Source organism: Bdellovibrio sp. NC01 (assembly GCF_006874625.1).
Lineage (GTDB): Bacteria > Bdellovibrionota > Bdellovibrionia > Bdellovibrionales > Bdellovibrionaceae > Bdellovibrio.
On sequence record NZ_CP030034.1, the window covers coordinates 2092822 to 2113573 of the forward strand.

Sequence of the window (20752 nt, forward strand, 5' to 3'; positions counted from 1 at the left end):
GAGACCAAACAGATTCCAATATATGCGGTATGGTATTCCGGGAAATTTACAGACAGACAAATGACGGCTCATTCTCAATTTGAGACTAATCAAGGATTGATCAAAAATGGTTGGGTTCGCGGAGGAAGGATTTTGATTCCCACAGGCGTACTCATGAAGTACGTCGAGGACAGTCGAAAGCCTGACAACAAAGAAGACGGCCGTTTTTCATCAATCTGTAAGAAGGACTTGGAGAGTGCTGTACGGGGAGATAACCGTATACTCCGGAGCATTCCTAGATTTTTCAGCATATCTCTCAGCACTTTTATTCAAAGCACTCCCCAATGCCTTCTTACCAGAAGTATCGAGGGAAGGTTCGTCGACGTAATTGCCGTACATATTTTGTGATCTTGAGATGCTCGCGTCAGCGAAACCTGCAGCACCCGCTGCTAGGAATTCGGCTAAAAAGAATTTTCCTTCGTTTGTGTGATGTTCGCCTTCGACTAATGCATATCCAGAAATCGGATATGGGTCATGGTCTCTTGGGCTCACTAACTCTTTGAAGTTGATTGAGACTTTCTTTGAGTTCTTTTCTAGTGTTGCTTCACCAATAAGGACTGCGCCTTTTAGCCTTCCGGAAGTTACGACTACTCTTGCTGGGATTTTAGAATCTGGAAATGCAGTGATTTCTTCTCTGATTTCAGCTTCTAAAACATCGACTGGCTTCACACCTTTGATTTTTGCTATCAGCTTTTCTTTAGGCGTGATTTCACTCGAATCTTCTACTCGATAATTCGATTGAACTAAAATTTCGCTGTCGAGGTTCCCCAGCTGCGCTGAGGATGCAGAAGTGCGGAGCACTGGAGCTGGACTGCGCCCATGAATAACTTTTGATGGCGTCACAGTTGGTGACACGATTTCTTTTGGAGCGGTCACAGTCTGCACTGGCGCCTTGTAGAGTGACTCTCGCGCAAATGCGATCGACGTCAGAAAAATTATGATACTCACTACTCGCCTCCTAATTTTACTGACTCTATTAGTTTTGCATTAGTTTCTGATCGCCGCGTATTGCTTTCAGCAAGCCCTGTGGGCTGCGTGGCCATGGCGGGCGATCCGTAACTACCCCTGATCAAGACGTAGTCTTGATGCGAATTCCGAGAAGGAATTAGATCAAACACATACACGCGCTTCTCTATCCTTACGATCATGTTTGTTGGTTCGGCGTTTTGGTATTTTAGGCGAAGTGTGATTTCTTTTGGGTTTGATGGTGAGATTTCGGCTTTGATGGAATTATTGTTCCCGACCTTCACTCCCCATACTGGAGCCGTAAATTCAACAGTTGAAACCAATCCAGCATGAAGATAAATTTTCTTCACTTGGGATAAGTCTTTGTTTATTGCACTAATGCGATTTACTGCGCTTGCTCTAGAAATTTCGATGAGAAGTAAAATTGGCAAAATCAAGGCGCGAAGAAATGAGACGCGGAGGCTTACTGAAGGTAAGTAGCACAAGCCGACTGCCCGAGCAACGCCGAGTTTGGCATTTTGACAAGCATCAAATAGCAGCATCAGTGATGCTAGTAATTTCATAACCATACGCGTTCGCTTCTGTTCGCTCAGTTTTACGATACTCGATATTCACCTTTAACTTTACTTGCTGGTCATTCATTCTGGCTTTGATCTTTAAAAGCAAAATCGCTTCAATCTTGAAGTTATCCACTCGATCAATGGAAAGAATCTCCACCGATTGACTTAACGGTGTCTTCTTTAAGTTTGCTCCTATCTGAGTGATCTTTTCGCGCTCTTCTTGCCAAAGTTCTTCACTGAACAAATCTGTAGCTAGCCGCATTCGTTCATTGTAGTTGACGTCGTTATAACCGTAATAAAGCTCAAAGAAGTTCTTAAAGAAGACTTTTAGTTCGTTTTGAATTAGTCGGTCTGATTGATTGGCAATAAGACGAGTTCCTGCTTCATCCATACCGATGACGATGATTTTTTCTTTTTTGCTTAGTCCCCAGGCGATACTTAAGAGTGCGCATACGCCTAAAGAGATAAGTGCAATCCAGTGTTTTATCTCTTCGCGCATTAATTTGCTTTTATAGATGAGCTTAATCATTTACTGCTACCTCTGTCTTTCGAAGCTGACGTGCTCACAAACTTATTGAAGGCTTTTACTTTCATGTAAGTGCCCGTTGAAACACCCACAATAGTTCCAAGCGCTCCGAGGGCGCTTGCTGCTGAGAAAGATGAGAAAAGAGAAATGCAAAATATGGGTGATAGAAATTGGAAGAACTTAATGAGACTCCAGTACACCACTGTCCGAAATGGGGACTCAAAGAACTTAGGCCACATGCTAGCTCCTAGCGTTCCAAGTAAATTCCAGAGTATCGGCCACATTGATGTGGCGAAGAGAATTTTAAAATAGGTACCTATGCCGCTTGATAATTTTAGAATGGTTGAACTAAAGATAACGATTGGAGCGATTGCAAGTAAAAGCCCTATCATGATGGAGTAGCAGCTTTGCACAATGACGATAAGACTTATGTCACCGATCTTCTCCCATATTTGCATAATCACGTAGTCGCCTGACATGTATTCAAAGAACTTTTCAGAAGCTTCGTTGACTCCGGACATTTCCGGAGATCCGACTTTTGCGGCTATCTGGATCACAGTCTGCATGAGAAGTTTTACGAGCATTGGAAAAACATTTATAAGAGCGAAATACGCAATGACATCTTGAAAAAGACTTGCGTAGGCATCGACTCCTCTAAAGGTTACCTGATAAAAGACGGCACGCATAAGAAAACACACGGCAACTGATCCCGTGACCACCACTGAGACTTTAGAAAAAAGTTCTAGAGATCTTTCAAGAAGAAGTGAGTTGATTGGATCAAACGGGTTCACAGAATGCTTCCTTGAAATTCTGATCTCCTTCTACTCGATCCTTCTTCTTCTCTGATGGTTTCAAGGAAGTAGCTTCTGCGGTATCTAATTTCATTTTCGCGGATTGACTGCATGTACATGGATCTGCGCATTCTTTGTAGTTCGTCTAAGATCATGCCGTTTATTTTAAGTTGTTGAACGGAGTTCGCGATCATTCCGGCGCGCGGACGAAGTCCTGTTATTTCTGCGATACGTTTAGAGGCTGCGATCATGTTTTTAATTGCACGCAATTTTGCAGCCATAGAGTTTGCGCGTGTGAGATCTTCAGAAATCGCCGTGCGAATTTCTTCACGTGAGTATCTAAGGTCTCGAACTTTAGAGTTCAGATTTTCAAGATCAGTGACAGCTTTTTGTACTTCCGCTTCACTTGACGGTTCAATATCCAGTTCTTGCATGAGGTCCGTCAGCGCAAACCCCACATCAATCGCCTCATCTGCCCCACCTATTCCACCAAGTATCCCCCCGAGGGAAGAGAGGCCGTGGGATAAAGTAGTTGGGTCAAAGGCGAAGGCTTTTGCTCCCGACAGTGCAACGGTTAGACTCACGGCCGAACAAATGCGGATCCACCAACAGCGGATGGATAACTGCTTTTCGAACTTATCTGAATCAATTAACATCGCTACCTCGGAGTCTGCTTGAGCAAATTCCAGGCCGATGTAGTTGATCATAGAAGTGATTTAACCTCCGAAATCACAAAAGCAATCAACATAAGAACAACAAGATTTTGTTGAGAGCGGATACGATTGAATGTAACTTTATAAAAACCAGGGGATTGGATAGTTCGATGCCATTTTGTTTAACATTCATAGCTTTTTTATTATGTTCGACGTTAGGTTTCGCAGAGTCGCCAAAACTTGAAGATAACTTAATACCTTTAGGTAATTCATTTAGCCAGATCGCTGGAACCACAGTCGCTAATTGGATTAGGGGGGACCAAGCCCCAATGCCTCGCCTTTTAGATAACGTAAATAGCTTAATAAATCAGTGGACGCACGCAGCTACGACGCCGATGGAGGCGCAATATTTAAAAGAGATAACGGAAGGAAAGACACCCCAGATTTCTACGTTCTTACTAGGCCAAGCCCGAGAACATCTGAGATTTACTACTCAGCTCGGTATCGAATCAAAGTCATTAAATAAGTATATAGATCAAATTCAGAACTCCAATTATATGCACCGATGCGAGATTGAGGTTACTGATGTTTGCAACAACAACACCGCCCTACTGTTCGGTGTGTACACTTCTGTAAAGCGAATTACATGGATGGGGGTTTTATCAAATCCTGCAGAAGTTGACGCGATATTATCTCGACTAACGTTATTACTTTTACATCAAAAAACTTCGAACGAAAAAAGAGGACTCATATTTTTGCTATATTATCTTCACTCCAATGAATCTAATTTTTTGGAGAATTTTAGAATATTAAAAGATGGAAGCAAGAGCGAAGGCCCTATCGACACCACATATTTAAATTCGCAATTTTCAGCCTCCCATCCTTTCGCAAATACGAATAGCTGGCGCATTTTGAGTGCCATTCTTAAAAACCTATCGAAGAACAAAGCCGATGCTGATGACGCCCTGGCACAAAGTACAATAGAAAGAATGACCAAACTCATTGAGCCCAGCCTTAATGAAATGGAATACTGGAAAAAAAATAATCTAGTATCTTATAACGGGCTCAACAGTTCAGAGCTATACGTGGACATCGAATTGATGGCCGAATACCTCAGATTTCGTGGTCAACTAACTAAAGCAGAGAGCCTTCGGATAATTCAAGGCAATCTTCGATCAACTCAGTCGGAGTTAATAAATAGTCCAACCGAACGATTTTTTTATAAATTATTTTGGGGATTTCCAACAGATTATGGAACTTCCATTCATAAAGTTGGAATTTCTGTTCTAATTTATTTTTTAACTATCTGGCTTTTGTCTTACATATACTGGGGTAAGTTCACTACCTACAGAAAACAAATATCAATCTTTGGCTTCAAAAAATCGCTACCTTTTATAAAACAGAACATCACCTCTGCACCATCGCGCTCGTTCGAAACCGCTGTTCTATTTATTACGATTAGAGATGACGATAAAATATCTAATAAGAAGCTTGTTAACTTTTTGCGGTTATCATCGACCTTTTTAATTACATGCGCACTTGCCTATTTAATTGCTTTCATCTCAAGATCATTCTAAAGATAAGATCTTTATCGCCTGCTGTGTCGTTAACCCTGGCACAGCTTCCATCATTTTTCGCATCTTCTCTTTATCAGTCTTTGATGAGGTTCTTTCCCAGTATTCTTCACGCGACAACTTAATTACATGCTTGCGCATTCCTTCTTCGGTTTGAAGGGCTACTTCGGAATATTGACCTGGAATACTTTGAAGTCCGTTCAAGATCGGCTGATATTGCTCCTCCACATGCGCGGTCGCGCCAAAGAGGAATCTCTGCGATATGTTTTCAACTAATCCCATATCGCCCTCAACAATCAAATGATCCATCAATTGAGAAATTGGAATGACCGCGTGACCATATTTACGAAAGTTTGCTGCCGTGAACTTGATGAGATCAAAACATTGTTTAATAAAAAATGGGACCTCATCTAGTACCAAAACTAGTCGGCGTCCGTCATTTGCCAGAACTTGCGAATTCACTTCAGCCATTAGCGCAGCAAAACCTGCGACCGCAAACTCAGGGTCTGCTGCCTGAAAGATTTTGCTAAAGTTATAGTACTTCAGCCTACGGCTAGGATATGGTAGCGTCGTGGCGCGAACACTGGACTTACCCCAATCAGCTTCAGGCGCTACCACTCCTTCAGCACTGTTGCCAAAGGCAGAGCCATAAAGTCCACCGTTCGTCCAACGCTTCAACAACCCAACCCTTGGGAAGGTTGGAGACTTCTCTACAAAATCGCTGATCGATGGGTTTTGAGGAACTGATTCGAAATAACTTCGCACGTGACTTTCGATCTCTCCCCGCATTTCTTTGGTGAGATCCTTTTCCCCAATTTCTTGAATGAGAACACTTAAGAACTTTGAAGCGATCGCAATACGCTCAGACAATGAAGCATTGTGCATCATTAAAGACTTTAACGGATTTAGATTTGAAGGCGTGTTTAGTTCAAATACGAACTCTTCACCTCCCAAAAGTTCACACTCTTTTGAATGAGAGCCTCCGACATCGATTTTGATCACATGAACTTCTGGTGCATTCAGAACTGCCGTTGTTAGAAGTCCAGTTAGAACTGATTTACCTCTGCCTGTTGGCCCCACAATTAATGCGTTGAACGAATTGAACAAAGGATTGAAAAGATCAAACTGGAAAAGCGTATTGTCTGAGCGGTGTAGTGTTAACACGCGATCCGATCTTAGAACTTCCACTTCGCGTGGAGCAAACAGAGGTAGTGACTGGACTAGCGCATCTTCATTTTCCAGAAGCGGCACATGAAGCCTGCTTCCCGGTAACGTGGCTGCGAAGCTTGGAAGAAGTCCGAAAGTTTCAATCATCGATTCACAGAAAAGACTTAAAGCTGATTGTGAGGTTCTTAAATCTTTAGATAACTCTTTCTGCGAGTCTCTACTAAGTACTAAAAGCGATTCAATTTCAAATAGTTGCATGCCACTTGTGAATGCGTCACTTTGAGCATCTTCCATTGATGCCTGCTGCAATCTTTCTTCAACTTTATGAGATCCTTCAAGTTGTTTACTCTTTCTATCAAGTAGTACTTTAGCTTTTGCCTCTCCTAACCTTTGAAATGAAACGACGTACTTGAAAGGTTTTGGAAGTTTTAAAAGAGCTTTATTTAAATCGTGGAAATTAAATTCGGCGTGCGGGTTTTTGAGAATTCGAACCACGCCTGTTGATTCAGTTGGACCTTCAAGAGACCTTTCACCAATCACTAGATCACCGGGAAAGGATTGAACCGTTTGAGCTTCGCTCAGTGGTTGAAGATCAAATCCTAGACTTTTAAAGCTCTCAACAGTTGTTGTGAGCAGTTCAAAGAGGTTTTGCGGTCCTTGCTTTTTACGGAAGAGATTAAAAACAGGCGGATGTACTGAGATGAAAATTCTAGCTTCGTTTTGTACGAATCCAATTTCATTGATGGCTTTTGAGCGCGGTATATCCTCGTTTAAGTCGTTTCGTTCTTTTGATTCAAGTTCTACGCGAACGATGATTGAGGGGTCTAGCGGCTTTAGAACCTGAACAAGTCTTTGATGAAATGAGCGAGCATCATCAATCTCGTAATCGCAGAATGGAGTTGTGAAACCAATAAACACAACTCCATCTGTGGTGACGGCAATCTGGAAGTTAAGATAATTTTCGAAATGACTAAAAACAGGAATCATCTTTTATCCGTTGAGACAGTGTTTGGAAGGATTGATTTACGAAGGTAATCGCGGATAGTTTTTGGACGACTTTTTAAGCGGATGTTCACCAAGAAAAGGAGTGCGATTCCAGCAATTGGAAACGCTAGCAGCTCAAACCCAAATGGTTGCAAAAGAGAATTAGCTATGATGAGCGTATATGCAACGATAGCGAGGTCCCAAACAGATAGCCCTAGCCACCCAGAGCGTTCATTAAGGAGTCTGGCACTTCTATATTTCATTGCTAGACTCCTTAATGAACTTAAATGTTGAAAAGATGCCATCTACTTTGTTGTTAGCTTCACATCTGTCCTCTGCGTATTGATACATACGCATGCGGGAAATGCGAAACTTCCGCCTCGTATCTGACACCTTTTGACCATTTATCAAATCAGTGCTCATAGAGAACTGCCTGTGATTGAGCTGAAGATTTTTAAGATAGCGGCCATGCCTAGGATTATCGTTGCGCCGATGCCGCCGTTGATGAGTAAGATGCGACCCCATTGTCCGAGACCGATGCTATAAAGAATTCCTGCGATGGTGATACCAATGCCGACTGTTGCAATACCAATGCGGAGGAAGTAGGCTTGAGCGGACGTGCCCATTTCTACTGCGTCTCTCGCGAAGGCGATGTTTTCAATACTGATAAAGACGATTGCGGCGAATAGAATTAGATAAAGGTATTTCACGGATTAAGCCTCCGTGAGCCCTTTGTGCAAAGTTACGACCTTACATGCGGTGCTTTTTCAACCATTCCGCGTTCGCTTTCTGGACAGCGGCTTTGTCTCGAAGATTCAAGCCGCAGTGATTGCAAACTTTTGGGACGAAAGTGAAATTTCGTCTCGTGTCGTGTTTTTCACCTGTTCGAAAAACAAGTTTCCCTCCACACCTTGGACACCTGATCGCCCAACGCATAAACACGAGCGAACAACCACCTAACATAGCTAGCAAAACGAATATTTCATTTCTAAGATTAATGAAAGGTAGTGCCATTCCTATGAAACTCAGCCCGATTAATATGTTATAGATGCGATACTTCATATCGAAGTCCTATTGTTTATCTTAAATTAACTCCACAGTTATCGCAGACCTTAGGAATAAACCAATATCCTACACGAACACCCCAAATTTGTTTTTTCTTTTGCATAATCTTCCAACCACACTTTGGACATCTTAGCCGCCAAGGAAAGAAAATTCTGCAAATGCCAGACGCAATAAAGAGAAATATGAACCAACCATTATAAGGATCAAAGAAAAATGGAATGGCCGCAGCAACGCTCAGAAAAATTAGAAAATTATAGAACCAGTATTTGACCGGCCTCATTGCAATCCTCGACCATTCATGAATTGAAATATAAACATCAGCAATTATACTTTGAAAGATGTTTATAGCAAGACAGAATCTTTATCGCTGGATCGCACTTTATTTAACGGCAAAAACTTTGATTGTTTTTATTTGGTTTGGGACTCCACTTTGGGTTTTGTACACAGTTCCGTTATGCTGTTATTTCGCTGCTGAAGTTCTTTCAACGAAACGAATTCAGAGTGTCGTAAACTTCGCTGTGCTAATACTCGCCATACCTGCTTCACTTCTTTGCGTTTACGCGGTCATGTGGGCATTAGGCATTCAAAGTAGCGGTTGGGAAAATATTTTCCATCAAATCAAACCTAAACTGTCTGATTTAACAACCGTTTCCTTAACGATCGTAATGATCTCAGCAATACCAGTGTCATGTGTATTTATCTTAGCTCAATTGACTAAGAGATTTCTACTTCCGAAGGTGTTTAAATCAAAAACAATTCAGTGACGATACCTCCTACTCGCTCCTTCCAGTCTCTCGCATCCGGCATGTAGGACATTAAATTCCCCTTTTACGATGAAATTTGAATTCCTGAGGGTGATCAGAAATATTTAGATGCAAGGCAGAGAGGCAGTTTCGAAGCGTAGACGTACATGTGAGTACGTTGGAGAGAAGAAACTGACGCGGTCGGCATAGCATGATGCTATCCCGAAGCGTAAGTCCGAAGGAAGAAAGGCAGGAGCCTTTCTCATAACGCCGCAGATGAATGTTTATCATCATCCTGGCCTCGACAGAAGAGCAGAGATCCTCTACTGTTGAGGCATGTGTTATAGCGCGATGGTGAAGCAACAGATTAAATCTCTTGGGGTCAAGTACGAGGCTCGTATTGACTATGAGCTTTTGCAGAATATGTTTTATCGTCGTCTTTCAGATGAGCGCATTAAGATTTGTAAAGCTTTAGAGGCTGAGTTTGATGATGCTGAAAATTCTGAAGAGCGCGAAATTCAAAAGCTCATTCAAGCTTACCGCAAAGTGAAACTCAAAGAACTTGAACTTGATCTTGAAAAACAAGAAAAACGCCTAAAAGCTGCCGAAGAGGCTCTTGCTCTGAAAGAAACCAAAAAGTTTCTCAACGAAAAGCGCATTGCTACAAATCACATCGAAAAAAATACTGCACGCATTAAAGGAATGAAGAGATCTGAGCTCATCCCTACTGATTCACGTGTTTTTCCTATGACCTATGCGCCGATTATAGTTCGTGAAAATGATGAGAACGTTATTAAGCTTGCTCGTTATCATTGCAGACCGGCTGATAAGCCTGAGAGTATTGATATCAAGTACAACGGCCTCTACAATGCTCGTCGGGATAATTTAGGAAATGCGTTTTGGCGTGATCTCTTTGGGCATAAGCATGGATTCTTTGTTGTTCAGAGTTTCTACGAAAACGTATCTTCATTAGATTATAAAGTTGCATCAGCTACCCGCCCCCAGGCGTCCAGCTCTGCGGCGATCCCGCCGGAAGACAAAAACCTCATAGTTCAGTTTACTCCTAAAGGAAATCACGATCTCAAAATTGCGTGCCTTTATGATCTTTGGGGAACATCTCCTGAAGATTCGTTTTACTCGTTCGCGGCACTCACTCATGAACCCACTCCGGAGATTTCCCAAACTGGTCATGATAGACTTATTATTGCTTTGAAAGATGAAAATCTTGAGCCTTGGCTTTCGCCCGAACAAATGACCAAGGTTGAACTTGAAGCTATTCTTGACGATCCAGAACACCACATATATGAGCACGTACTGAGTTAAAAGTACTAGCCAAAGAATAGTAATGAGACCAATTGAAATGAAATAAGTTAGACCGTGATCAAATGTCAGACAAAGAAACTATTTTTAATTGCCCATTCTTTTTGATGAACTCATTATTAAGGTATGAAGTCTGCCCAAAGAAAATGGTACTTTTCATTCGTGATCCTGTTCGTAATTAGTTCAATTTTTGCGTTGCTGGATACTCGTCGCAATCCCCATCTACTTTGCGGAACATTTTCCCCTAGCGTTGGTATCGTTACAAAAATAAATTTCGCTTTAATCATTCTATTCTCGTTATTGACTCTAATTTTCTTGGTTCGACTCAAAACAAAACCGCAAGAAAAGTTGAACACAAAGAGCTATCTCAGCTTTTCTATATTCAATCTTATTTTTTACATAGTTTTCCCTATAGCGTTATGGTTTGGTTTGAATGAATTAATAACTCCAACCTGCATTCCCACTGATGTATTTTTTTATTTGCCGGGGATCAACGACGGTGGAATCAGTTCCATCGCTTTGTCTTGATGAACGATTCGATTTTCACCATCATCCACCCACTCGTCCATTGAGTACACTTTCCACTCTCCAGGATTGACCATCGCGCGATACTTTTCTGGAATTCTCGCACCAAAGGTTGCTGGTCCCTGACTTATAACTTTAGGTTCAGTGAATTGATCAAGCCTCGCTTTGAGAGATTGCACTTCTTGGCGAAGCTTAATTTCTTCTTTATCTGGTCCTTCAAAGTAAAGAGTTACAGCTGCTGCAACCGCGGCCCCTACAGCTCCGTACATCACACTTTGTGTGGTTTTGTATTCGGGCTTAGTTGCACCGTAGATGGCGCCAGCTGTTCCCGCCAGGATCATGTTTTGGTAGACTTTTTCCGTAGATGTCGTCGCACAGCCACTTAGAAATGCAATTGTGCTTATTAGAATTAGAATTTTCATTAGCGACACTCGAATGTATCAGTTGATCTTAGTTTTATGCAGACACGCCCAAAAGTTCCATCGGTGCCAGGCTGAGGTTTGACCGTCTGGCAAGTGCCAGTTGTGATGGTGTCTTTTCCGTGGGACCATGGTGCGCCACCGTTTGGACCTTTCATGCCAACATAGCGATTTACCAAAAGTGCGAGAGTTGTGCCGTCGGCGATATCGATTTTTAGTTCGCCGGAGTTTCCGCCATTTCCGCCTGGTCCGGAAAAGCACTGTTGTGTTGAGCCAAATGCGCCCATAACAGCAGACTTACCTTCACCACCGTTTTGCCCACGCATTTCAATTGCGAGGTTGCCAGAAGCCTTTTGGGCAGAAATAGAGATATTTCCTCCCTTAAGTCCATTAGTCGCAATCGCTTTTTGTGATTCACCGTCTGCGAAGTTTGTGATGAGACCACCTTCGGCTTTTATGGTGTCAGCAATAATTGTGAGATTGAATTGTTTGGTGAGGATTTTTGCGTCTTTAGAGATGTAGATACGACCAGCGTTGATGATGGTGTCTTGCTCTAAGGTTGTTTCTTTATCCCAGAAGAGGTCTTTAGGGACTGTGCCTAAAATTTGGACGGATGAGATGATTTTATTATCCGTAGATAAGTGTTCAACGAGGTATGAGACCTCCGTGCCGCCTTGAACTGGGACCGAGTAAGACGTGAATTGTCCGGAAAGAGTCGCCAGTACCTTTGAGTTTTCGAGGATACGGATCGTGCCTTGAGCTTCGGGCCACGTGATGATGGCTTGATATGAGTTTGCAGAATCGTTTGGTGTGAATGAGATATGAACTTGAGATTCGGATAGAATTCGGACACCGGATGGTGGTTCTTCTTGTTTGTGATCTAGTTCATTTGCGCAGCTACTTAAAAGTAGAGTTGAGATAATTAGAAAAGTGATTTTGTCGAGCATTGCTCCTCCTAAAAACAGGAGAAGCAATCTGATATGCCAATTCAATTTCTCTAATCCTTACAAAAAAAAACGAAATTCGAACAAATTTTTATCGTTGTCCCTTAAGATATATTTTTTTTATTTTTTAGAAACATCATTCCCAATAATAATGCAGGTAGGCCGTTAATGGTTGGAGTAACAAAACCATTTAAGAGAACGAACAATTTCATAAGAAAGGAGAACCAGGAAAAAACTACCAAATATACAGGTAAATCATGGGAAGGAATTGCAATATTCTTCCATTCAACATTTGGTCCGCTGAAGATAAATGATTTATACAAAAAAACCATAACATCTAAGACAAAACTAAAAATTAAAATTTTTCCAATTTTTTCAAGAACTTCAAAAGTAATCGAGGTCAAATTGAAGAACGTATCTTTGGGAAGATTTTTGAAAATTAAATACCATAGTAAAAACCTAATGCCATCTAACGATACTGGGATTGATGCCTTGAAGGTACTCATCAAACTTTCGGATCGGAACAACAATTCAATAAGTAGCGCACCAACACTAAAAACCAGTGTTAGTGTGCCAAGAGTTAAATACAAATACTGAAAAGTTCGTTTTATCATAAAGAATTTTTCTCTTACTTCTTTGACATGTCAAGAATAGGTGTAGTCCCTATCTTATCCAACGGATTTTCAGGCGGGGGACAACAATTTAATTTAGGATTACAGCTATTTTGAGATGTATTTCCTTTACCTGGTGTCTTTGAATTGTCGAGCAAATAATTTTCAGCTGTCCACTTACCGAGATCTTGGGCAGCCTTCCCAGGTGTCCACGGATCATCAATCGGAATCTGTTCGCATTTTTTAGTGTTTGCACAATATGTATTATAAAGATTGACTCCAATTAAATATCCTAATTCTCCGGATTCCCAAGCATCAGACGATTCACCGTCGGGATCCGTGAAATTGATCGGGTCTTGCAAGACGTAACCATACAGATTAGTATCTCGTCCTCCAAACAAAATTGGATCTTTACTTAACCACGTGCCAGTTTCTCCATCATATTCACGTTTTCCGAATTTTACGAGCTGAGTGAACTGATCGTAAATGCCACCAGCAAAACCATATGCTTGAAAGCCCTTATTGCTATCAACCAAAACCTTGCCAAGATCAGAATACTCTATTTTTTGGGCTATTGATCCATCAGAACTATTTACCACAAAACGCACAGATCCAAGGTGGTCTTTAACTATAAAATAATTTACACCTGAGCTTTTTATGTAGTCGGGCGCCACAGTACCTGAAGCATACATGTACCGCTTTCCATAAATACCTTGATCGCTTACTTGTGCCGCAATTTTAAGAGGAGACTCGTAAATATAACGCGCGCTCGTAGAACCATTAACAGCGACTCTAACACGGTCATGATTACCGTCGTGGGCGTAAGTAAGAACTCTGCCATCCGCCAAAATCGCTTGCCTCAATCCACTTAGAGGATCCCACCTGAACGACTTAGATTGTGTTTCCGACATTTGCACTTTCGACAAGTCACCATTTGAGTTATAAAAATATTTATTTTGATTATAACTCACTAGTTTATCTTGCTTGTCGAAAATCGACACGAATGGAACAGAGGCAGTGTACCCACTGACTCTGTTGCCATTAAGATCATAATTGTATGACGAATAAAGGGAGCTATTTTTCCATACTTTGGTAAGTCTGGCAGAACTATCATACTCATATGAGTATAGAGTGGTCACACCCAAACTGGTTTCTGATTTAGTTAAAATTCGCCCTTCCGAATCTCTCGTCAAGGTATATGAGAAAATAGTTTGAACAGGGCCAGAAGTTGGCGTGTAAATAGAACTGTAAGTAACAATCCTGCCCTGAGAATCATAAGTTCTTTGATCAGAAACTTTCGCTAACTGTGTAGTTTTTAATTTTCCAGTGAAAGAGTCATATCCAAGACTCAGCTCACCTGCCTGAAGAACTTTTCCATCACCATTGTAGGTGTAATTAATCACCGAAGGAGATCCCGAACCCGCAGCTCCAGCGATTGATCTAGACGCCACTCTATAGTGCGAATCGTAGGTGAAGTTTACCGAACCATACAATGCTTGCGATGCTGTATTTGTCCAAGTCAGACTAGCAAGTTTTGTACCCCAATAAGAAAAAGCATTTGTAATGCCATCATAAGAATCAATTTTAGTAAGAACGTAATAGTCTGGATCGTAATAATATCTGTTAACACCTAGATTAGAAAATCTTTTTTCATTAATCTTTCCGGTCTGCGCATCGTAGTAGTTTCTCACGTACTGCAAATCAGGACGTTTTAATTCAACTAATTGGTTGTCACTATTATAAGTAAACCTAGTTTGTTCTTCGCGGCCACCAACAAGAGGTGCTTTATAAGAAATCAATGTATCGTTTGGACTATATTCTAATAAATGACTTATCCCTGAAGGTGTCACAATTTGCGTTATATTACCATTCTTATCATATCTAAATTCGGTCACTCTACTATCTGGAGAAATTCTTTTAACGACCTTTCCCAGTAAATTATTTATGAAAGTAAAAGTCTCATTTCGAGAATTTCGCACAGAAGACAAATACCCATATTGATCGTAATTAAAGCTTAAAGAGCTAGCGCCTTGAGTTACAGATTTAATTTCTCCAGAAGAAAAATAGTCGTATTCAATTGGATCGAGAGTTCCAACTTGAATTTGTTTTGGTTTTTCGTCTTCATTTATTAAAACGCTGGTTACAATTCCAGCGGGGCTAGTCTCAATAAATTTTTTTTGCACCTTATTAAAAGTAGAAGTTAGCGTTTCACCATTTGTAGTTTTAGCCGTAGTAACGGATGTAAAATTAAATGGATCAATTAGTCCGACAGCACTTTGTGTAATCGATGTGTTTAGAATCGTATCACCAAAATCCTTGGACTCAAAAGTTGGAATAGCTGCGAGCGAACCAAATCTAATATCAGGGCCATAAGTTGTTTCAGTTCTAACCAAATCAGTTTCAACAGTCTTTGAGTTATTATCACTTATGTCAGTTTGCTCATATGAACCATCTGGATTCGTTTTAACACGGCGATAAGTGTTATCGGGATATCTCACCATTTCGTACTGGGTTTCTCTGTTAAGAGCAGTAGACAGTGAAATTCCTTGCAATCCATAATTAAAGTTCATGTTTAGATTCGTAATATTTCCGGCATCATTAGTATCTTGGATTAATTTTCCAGCTTCGTCATAACTTAGATATGTTGTGTTTCCATTTGGCTTAACAAAAGTTTTTAAAAGCTCGGTACTAGCTACATATGACATTCGATAAAAGTCGCCGTTTGGAAGAATCACTTTCACAAGTTTATCTGCAGAATACTCTAAGTGAGTTACCAATCCTGATGAAGTGGTGATTTTAATTAAATGCCCACTTGAATCACGTTCAAAGTTGGTAAGGTTGCCATAAGCATCAGTTATAGAGCTGATTCGATTTGAATTGTATATGAACGAATATTTTGTAAAACCAGTTAATGAACCTTTTGTAGCAATCTGCTTGCCTGTCGAATCAAAAATAAATACCTCGCCATCCCCTAAAACCAGATACGTCCCGTCCGGTTGTAATAGTTTAGCTTTTACTGCGCTACCACCGGATCCCAAAAATAATCTTTCATTTGCTATATCATAAAAATTTATTCCACTGATACTCCAGCCCAAATCATGAAACTTTGGTTGAGTTCCGATATTTGTGTAAGTTGAGATATACTGGGAAGTAAAAGATGATGTATAAGTTAGAGAAAACGGAGTTCCAAAAATAGGAATTGATTCCGACATTGACTGATCATCGACTCGAATAAATGAACCTGTCTTACAATCTCCGTCAGCCGGATCGCTTGGTGGTATCACGTACTCCATCGCGTTTGCAGTTCCACTAACATTAAACAACTGAGATGATCCATCCGATTGCCATATACCAAGCACGGTCACAGAAACATTTTTTACGCCGGCCGAGGTGCCGACAAACTCAAGTTTATATTCACATGATCCTCCAAGAAGCATTTTTCCGGAACAACCATCTTGGGTAATTTTATATTCAGAACTACCACTAAGAATTAGATTTCCAAGTTGAATAGGTTGATTAACAGAAATTTCCAAAATCACCCACCCAAGCTGTCCAATCCCTAACGTTCCAAAATCATAAGAATAGTTAGTTGTTCCTTTTCCCTTATTTAAAACTATAATTTTTTTTTGAGCCGCAGTTGGGGCAGCCTGTACGGTCACAAAACCTAAAATTACCAATAAAATTTTAAAAAAAACATTTCGCATCACATACCTCAACGAAAGAAAATTAAGAACTCTGATGAATAGCCTGGCCAAGGGACAATGATACTGGCTGCAACGGGATCAGAATTGATTTTTGCCCAAAATGGATCAATTTGTGCCCCACTAGTTTTGAAAAAGCGGCCGTCAGCCCAAATCCGCAAAATGTGACTTCCATTTGCGGAATCATTTGCCAATTCAATCAGTTTTGTCGCAGCCATTTCACGTTCGTAAACCTGTTCCGCAGCCTCTACCTCGTTCTTGGCTGCAGCCAAATTATACCAACTAGGAGAATATCTAGCAGCATCTCCGAACTCACTTCCATAACCTAACGGAGTACCCCCATTCATCGGCGACAGTAAGGTAAAAAACGTCGAGTAGTTGTCTTCCAAATAAGCCACGTACTTTGCGACTTGGGGAAGAACCCATTCAGTTCCACCTTCGCCAATTGCGATTTTTGTGTTTCTTGAGTCCAAAAAATTGTAATAAAATCCAATTGCAGGAAGCTTTCCAATAGTAAGAACTGCCGTATCGTCATGAGGTCCCTCGCTAATAGCCTCAACCGAAACAGTTGCTTCACTTTTTTCCGGAAGTTTAAAGTCGTAAGGTGTCGCAAATTCAAATGTGACATCTGATTCAAGAATTCCAGATAATGGGAAGAATGATCCTACGATTGAAGAAGCTGAGTTTAACAAGCTTCCGTCAAGCGATACACCTGCTACGTTTACATTGAGCTTTAAATCTGAAAGTTTATCACCAGGGGTACCGGTTACCTTCACGTGACCGTCAACCTGTGTTTTTCCATTAGCATAGAATGAAGATCCTACGCTTAGAGCCATAACGTCTTTATTTAAAGAAGCAGCAAGTTGAAGTCTTGATCCATAAATAGGAGCAATCTGAAGAAGACTGTCATATAAATCATCCATGACATTCGTAACCGTTAACTTTATCTCTACCGTATCCCCAATCTCATTCATGATTTGAAATTGCATCCACTGAGACAAAGCATTTGCATCGAACGCATTTCTTCCCAGGCTTCTCATGCTTCCACTTATCGAATTAGAATATCCAGAGCTTGATCGGTATGAAATTGTGTATGTGTCGTCGTATTCTGTATCTTCATATCCATTGAAAATCTCCAATGTTTTGAATCGATAATTGATTTTTAGATTTTTCTCAGTAGCTACAAAGGTGTGTGATGTTGTTTTTGCGCCAACACCAGCTGTTGAAAGAATCAAGGAACATTGACCTAGAAGACAATCTTCATCTTCAAATACGCGAATGCTCTTCTCATTTAATATTTTTCGCGTCTTTCTTTCTAAACCATGAATTTTATTTTTTGGTTTAATGAGAAAATTAGAAAGGTCCGATGTGATAGGAGCTCTGTAAACTTGCCCAGAAGTTAGATCCCATCCTGATAAATCATAATTATAGTTTAGATTTTGGGCTTGAACAGAACCAACGGTAGATAAGGTCACCGATGCCGTGTCAATATTTGAAGCCAACGTTCCCGCGGCAAATCCATTTGTAACATATGCTTGATAGTTTAACATCATGTTTGCAGGAAAATTAGTGATAAATATTCGACCCGTTGAATCTGACATAAGACTTTGAGAAACTTTGGAACCGACAGCATTGATATTTGCGGTAGCATTTTCAACTGGAGTGCCATTTACATCTTTCAAAGTTATGACTTTACTTTTTGAACCGGCCCAGAATTTAAACACAGCGAATAGTGGTTTGCCTAAATTATCATATCCGTAAAATCGAATTGTATTCTCACCATCCACAAGCTTTTTCTGAACAATTAACGAATTGGGGTTTAAAAAGAATTCTGACGTTTGTAAAACTACCCCGTTTAAAAAGACGGTGAAGTCAGAATACTTATTGCTAAGGCTGACGCCAGTCACGCTTACAACAGGGTTCGTAAATAGATCATTGTAGTCATTAATTATAACACCGCCGAGAGACAAAATACCGATAGATGATTCAACGATTGGGCGCGCAAGAATTTTTACTGAAGTTGAATAGATCACAGATCTTAAATTGACCTTTTTGCTGTTAAGGTCTGCAAGTTGGGCTTGAAGTTTAGATTTTTCAGTTTCAAGAATTGAATTTGGTCCTGATTGAAGAAGTTCGTCAATCTTAGCGACTCTTAAACCTAAGCTACTAATTTGCGCTATGTATGCATTTTCTTTAGACTCATCGACAGCGTAAACTGAAATATCTAAGTATTTTGCAAATCCTTCTGATCCAACTACTGCTCCCTGGTAAATATATTCCTTACCGGATTTCTGAAGTTGAACTGCTTGTGAATCAAAGATGCCTTCAACTTTGACCGTTAGTCTATTGTCAATGGATACCGGCACATTTTTAACACGAACTTTGGGAGTTTGACCTGAAAAATAAAGGCAGCTTGGCACACATGAAACCGATATTGCTGGATCCAATGCTAATGCGGCTGATCCAACTAGAAGAGACGTTATTAAAAGAACTATTTGTTTACCAAACATTGTGTCCCTCCGTAAATGGCGCTACGACTTCAAACGACTGACTTACTGGAGGAATAATATTTTCCCAAAGCGTGCTTTGAAGGCTAGATAAATGAGCAATCGTTACGGTCAACTGAGCCGCTTTAGCTTGGAAGTATGCCTCAGCAAGTTCGTCAGAAATGTTTGCCTGAGCTAAGTAGTCAGCTTTCTTTTGATTTGCAGCAAGCAAGACTGCTTTTATCGCTTGGACTTTCTTTTCTGAACGAACTTTCAAATTAGCTGAAATAGTCCAGTTACCTAAATTTGCTGAAATGAGTTGCTCGCTTGCGCAAGTAAAATAGGTTTTATCCATTTTTTGAGTGGCGAAAGAAATTGCTGAAATTGCCTCAATCGCACTGCAATCCACACCGTAATCAAATGGGCCATCTTCATTTCCTAGAATGCCACCTACGGATACATAAAATAAAGCATGTTGACCAACCGAGAATTCAGAAAGTGAGTTCGCTGGTTCAATTGTTAATAGCGGCGTTGAAGAAAGATTTATTTTAGTGGATGAGACATCAAAAAAGAAATATTGAGATGAAACCTTAATTCGGTTTCTGGCCTCCATCGCGCTAACTGATTCAATCAAAGCAAGTTTTTCATTCTTTTCTTGAAGAAGAAGCGCAATTTTGGTCGGCTCAACTTCATTGTTGATATTCGCATCGATTTCGTCCACTAGTTTTTGATAGCTAAAGATTGATTCACGGTAAAATTGCGCAAGCTTTTTATCTTGAACGTATACGGAAACCTTCCATGAATGTGACCCCACTTCCGTTAGTGGCGAGGTCACGGATATGGATAAGTTGTTCGCCAACTGCAATACTTCAATTGGATTTCCATCTAGTGAGCCCTCAACGTATGTTTCAACTGAGCTATTTGTTGGGAGAATTTTTGTATATGCTATTAATACAGCACTCTGACCAACAGCGTATTTCGTTGCACTTAGCTTAAAATCTAAGAATTGAGGGGCAGCAAAAGCGCTATCAAAAGAAAAAAGCGCGAGCCATCCCATTATTGTTAAAATTAACAATTTCATTTTACTCTCATTTCAAAAAAAAGGAAAACCTACTTATTGAACGATAAAGTTAAAGCTTTCAGTTGTGACCAATGTCTTCAATGCCGACAAAGAACTCAATGCACTAGTTTGGTCGGAAACTTTTGCAGCTCTAGCCGCTTGAAGAACCGCGAGATTACCTGCATCTTCTTCCATTGAGATTTGACCATCAAGAATAGCGATGTCTTGTTCAATTTGCGAAAGATTTGCGCGAATGACCTCCGCTTGAGCTTTATCTTCGAGGTAATAGGAAACACTCAAAAAGTGATTTCCAACCGTCGCACTCTCAAGTGCAGCGATCCACAGCCCTGTCGTTGGGTTTAACAATCCAATACTCAGACCATCTAATTTTGCTTCAAGAATTGTATTCATTTCTTCAGAAGAAGAAAAATCAGTATCGATATTTAAAAACAGCGTAATCTGATCATTCGAGTGAGGAGCTTCTGGCTGCATTTGAACATTTAAGATACTTGTTAGGAATTTTGAGTCAAAACTTCTAAGCTTAACTGCTGCGAATGCATTTGATTGAAGACCTAACGAGAATAATAATGAAAACAATAATTTCATAATGTTTATTTC

Annotated in this window: 17 protein-coding genes; 4 read left to right on the forward strand and 13 right to left on the reverse strand. The window is 40.5% G+C overall.

The features are described 5' to 3' along the window. Positions 1 to 210 precede the first annotated feature (210 nt). The 5 genes from DOE51_RS10055 to DOE51_RS10075 form a co-directional block, all read right to left on the reverse strand. Positions 211 to 894, reverse strand: coding sequence for a hypothetical protein (locus tag DOE51_RS10055; RefSeq protein WP_168196421.1), 684 nt, complete (start codon positions 892 to 894; stop codon positions 211 to 213). Between the two features lie 92 nt (positions 895 to 986). Then, entirely contained in the window at positions 987 to 1568 is a 582-nt protein-coding gene (locus DOE51_RS10060; RefSeq protein WP_142696434.1) for a hypothetical protein, read from the reverse strand. After that, positions 1534 to 2094 (reverse strand): hypothetical protein, encoded by a 561-nt coding sequence (locus tag DOE51_RS10065; RefSeq protein WP_142696435.1) that lies wholly within the window; start codon positions 2092 to 2094, stop codon positions 1534 to 1536. Before DOE51_RS10065 ends, DOE51_RS10060 begins: the two co-directional genes overlap by 35 nt. Continuing rightward, entirely contained in the window at positions 2091 to 2882 is a 792-nt protein-coding gene (locus DOE51_RS10070) for a hypothetical protein (RefSeq protein ID WP_142696436.1), read from the reverse strand. The genes DOE51_RS10065 and DOE51_RS10070 overlap by 4 nt, the downstream gene beginning before the upstream one ends. Further along, positions 2879 to 3589 (reverse strand): hypothetical protein, encoded by a 711-nt coding sequence (locus DOE51_RS10075; protein WP_142696437.1) that lies wholly within the window; start codon positions 3587 to 3589, stop codon positions 2879 to 2881. Before DOE51_RS10075 ends, DOE51_RS10070 begins: the two co-directional genes overlap by 4 nt. Before the next feature lie 116 nt (positions 3590 to 3705). On the opposite strand from DOE51_RS10075, the gene DOE51_RS10080 reads away from it, so the two are divergent. Beyond that, the gene (locus tag DOE51_RS10080) at positions 3706 to 5112 is read left to right on the forward strand and encodes a hypothetical protein (protein ID WP_142696438.1); all 1407 of its coding nucleotides are present in this window, start codon (positions 3706 to 3708) and stop codon (positions 5110 to 5112) included. On the opposite strand, the gene DOE51_RS10085 is transcribed toward DOE51_RS10080, so the two are convergent. Together DOE51_RS10085 and DOE51_RS10090 are read right to left on the reverse strand one after the other, a co-directional pair. After that, a complete protein-coding gene (locus DOE51_RS10085; RefSeq protein ID WP_142696439.1) occupies positions 5104 to 7263 on the reverse strand; it encodes a hypothetical protein in 2160 nt (719 codons plus the stop codon). The genes DOE51_RS10080 and DOE51_RS10085 overlap by 9 nt on opposite strands. Positions 7264 to 7679: 416 nt before the next feature. Continuing rightward, positions 7680 to 7970 carry a hypothetical protein gene (locus DOE51_RS10090; RefSeq protein WP_142696440.1) on the reverse strand — a complete coding sequence of 97 codons (291 nt, stop codon included), beginning with the start codon at positions 7968 to 7970 and terminating at the stop codon, positions 7680 to 7682. 693 nt (positions 7971 to 8663) lie between these two features. Here DOE51_RS10090 and DOE51_RS10095 point away from each other — a divergent pair. Together DOE51_RS10095 and DOE51_RS10100 are read left to right on the forward strand one after the other, a co-directional pair. Next, positions 8664 to 9089, forward strand: coding sequence for a hypothetical protein (locus DOE51_RS10095; RefSeq protein WP_142696441.1), 426 nt, complete (start codon positions 8664 to 8666; stop codon positions 9087 to 9089). 330 nt (positions 9090 to 9419) lie between these two features. Further along, complete coding sequence (locus DOE51_RS10100) at positions 9420 to 10391, forward strand: SOS response-associated peptidase family protein (protein WP_168196422.1); 972 nt, start codon at positions 9420 to 9422, stop codon at positions 10389 to 10391. A 473-nt stretch (positions 10392 to 10864) separates the two neighbouring features. Here the strand turns inward: DOE51_RS10100 and DOE51_RS10105 are convergent, their stop codons facing one another. Continuing rightward, positions 10865 to 11335: a hypothetical protein gene (locus tag DOE51_RS10105; protein WP_142696443.1), complete on the reverse strand. Its 471-nt coding sequence runs from the start codon at positions 11333 to 11335 to the stop codon at positions 10865 to 10867. After that, positions 11335 to 12279: a hypothetical protein gene (locus tag DOE51_RS10110; protein WP_142696444.1), complete on the reverse strand. Its 945-nt coding sequence runs from the start codon at positions 12277 to 12279 to the stop codon at positions 11335 to 11337. Before DOE51_RS10110 ends, DOE51_RS10105 begins: the two co-directional genes overlap by 1 nt. A 165-nt stretch (positions 12280 to 12444) precedes the next feature. Here DOE51_RS10110 and DOE51_RS10115 point away from each other — a divergent pair, with 165 nt between their 5' ends. Further along, positions 12445 to 12873, forward strand: coding sequence for a hypothetical protein (locus DOE51_RS10115; protein WP_142696445.1), 429 nt, complete (start codon positions 12445 to 12447; stop codon positions 12871 to 12873). 31 nt (positions 12874 to 12904) lie between these two features. Here the strand turns inward: DOE51_RS10115 and DOE51_RS10120 are convergent, their stop codons facing one another. Genes DOE51_RS10120 through DOE51_RS10135 form a run of 4 tightly spaced genes read right to left on the reverse strand, consistent with a single transcriptional unit; the run spans position 12905 to position 20740 of the window. After that, positions 12905 to 16591: an RHS repeat domain-containing protein gene (locus tag DOE51_RS10120; protein WP_142696446.1), complete on the reverse strand. Its 3687-nt coding sequence runs from the start codon at positions 16589 to 16591 to the stop codon at positions 12905 to 12907. Positions 16592 to 16599: 8 nt separating this feature from the next. Next, positions 16600 to 19098 carry a hypothetical protein gene (locus DOE51_RS10125; RefSeq protein ID WP_142696447.1) on the reverse strand — a complete coding sequence of 833 codons (2499 nt, stop codon included), beginning with the start codon at positions 19096 to 19098 and terminating at the stop codon, positions 16600 to 16602. Further along, the gene (locus tag DOE51_RS10130; RefSeq protein WP_142696448.1) at positions 19088 to 20155 is read right to left on the reverse strand and encodes a hypothetical protein; all 1068 of its coding nucleotides are present in this window, start codon (positions 20153 to 20155) and stop codon (positions 19088 to 19090) included. Before DOE51_RS10130 ends, DOE51_RS10125 begins: the two co-directional genes overlap by 11 nt. A 33-nt stretch (positions 20156 to 20188) precedes the next feature. After that, complete coding sequence (locus tag DOE51_RS10135; protein ID WP_142696449.1) at positions 20189 to 20740, reverse strand: hypothetical protein; 552 nt, start codon at positions 20738 to 20740, stop codon at positions 20189 to 20191. Positions 20741 to 20752 lie beyond the last annotated feature (12 nt).

What these genes read in the sequence shown, in the direction of transcription:
- DOE51_RS10125 (WP_142696447.1), bottom strand. Translation starts at nt 19,098, where the DNA reads ATGTTTGGTAAACAAATAGTTCTTTTAATAACGTCTCTTCTAGTTGGA.
- DOE51_RS10110 (WP_142696444.1), bottom strand. Translation starts at nt 12,279, where the DNA reads ATGCTCGACAAAATCACTTTTCTAATTATCTCAACTCTACTTTTAAGT.
- DOE51_RS10085 (WP_142696439.1), bottom strand. Translation starts at nt 7,263, where the DNA reads ATGATTCCTGTTTTTAGTCATTTCGAAAATTATCTTAACTTCCAGATT.
- DOE51_RS10135 (WP_142696449.1), bottom strand. Translation starts at nt 20,740, where the DNA reads ATGAAATTATTGTTTTCATTATTATTCTCGTTAGGTCTTCAATCAAAT.
- DOE51_RS10065 (WP_142696435.1), bottom strand. Translation starts at nt 2,094, where the DNA reads ATGATTAAGCTCATCTATAAAAGCAAATTAATGCGCGAAGAGATAAAA.
- DOE51_RS10060 (WP_142696434.1), bottom strand. Translation starts at nt 1,568, where the DNA reads ATGAAATTACTAGCATCACTGATGCTGCTATTTGATGCTTGTCAAAAT.
- DOE51_RS10115 (WP_142696445.1), top strand. Translation starts at nt 12,445, where the DNA reads ATGGTTGGAGTAACAAAACCATTTAAGAGAACGAACAATTTCATAAGA.
- DOE51_RS10095 (WP_142696441.1), top strand. Translation starts at nt 8,664, where the DNA reads ATGTTTATAGCAAGACAGAATCTTTATCGCTGGATCGCACTTTATTTA.
- DOE51_RS10120 (WP_142696446.1), bottom strand. Translation starts at nt 16,591, where the DNA reads ATGCGAAATGTTTTTTTTAAAATTTTATTGGTAATTTTAGGTTTTGTG.
- DOE51_RS10100 (WP_168196422.1), top strand. Translation starts at nt 9,420, where the DNA reads ATGGTGAAGCAACAGATTAAATCTCTTGGGGTCAAGTACGAGGCTCGT.
- DOE51_RS10075 (WP_142696437.1), bottom strand. Translation starts at nt 3,589, where the DNA reads ATGATCAACTACATCGGCCTGGAATTTGCTCAAGCAGACTCCGAGGTA.
- DOE51_RS10105 (WP_142696443.1), bottom strand. Translation starts at nt 11,335, where the DNA reads ATGAAAATTCTAATTCTAATAAGCACAATTGCATTTCTAAGTGGCTGT.
- DOE51_RS10130 (WP_142696448.1), bottom strand. Translation starts at nt 20,155, where the DNA reads ATGAAATTGTTAATTTTAACAATAATGGGATGGCTCGCGCTTTTTTCT.
- DOE51_RS10080 (WP_142696438.1), top strand. Translation starts at nt 3,706, where the DNA reads ATGCCATTTTGTTTAACATTCATAGCTTTTTTATTATGTTCGACGTTA.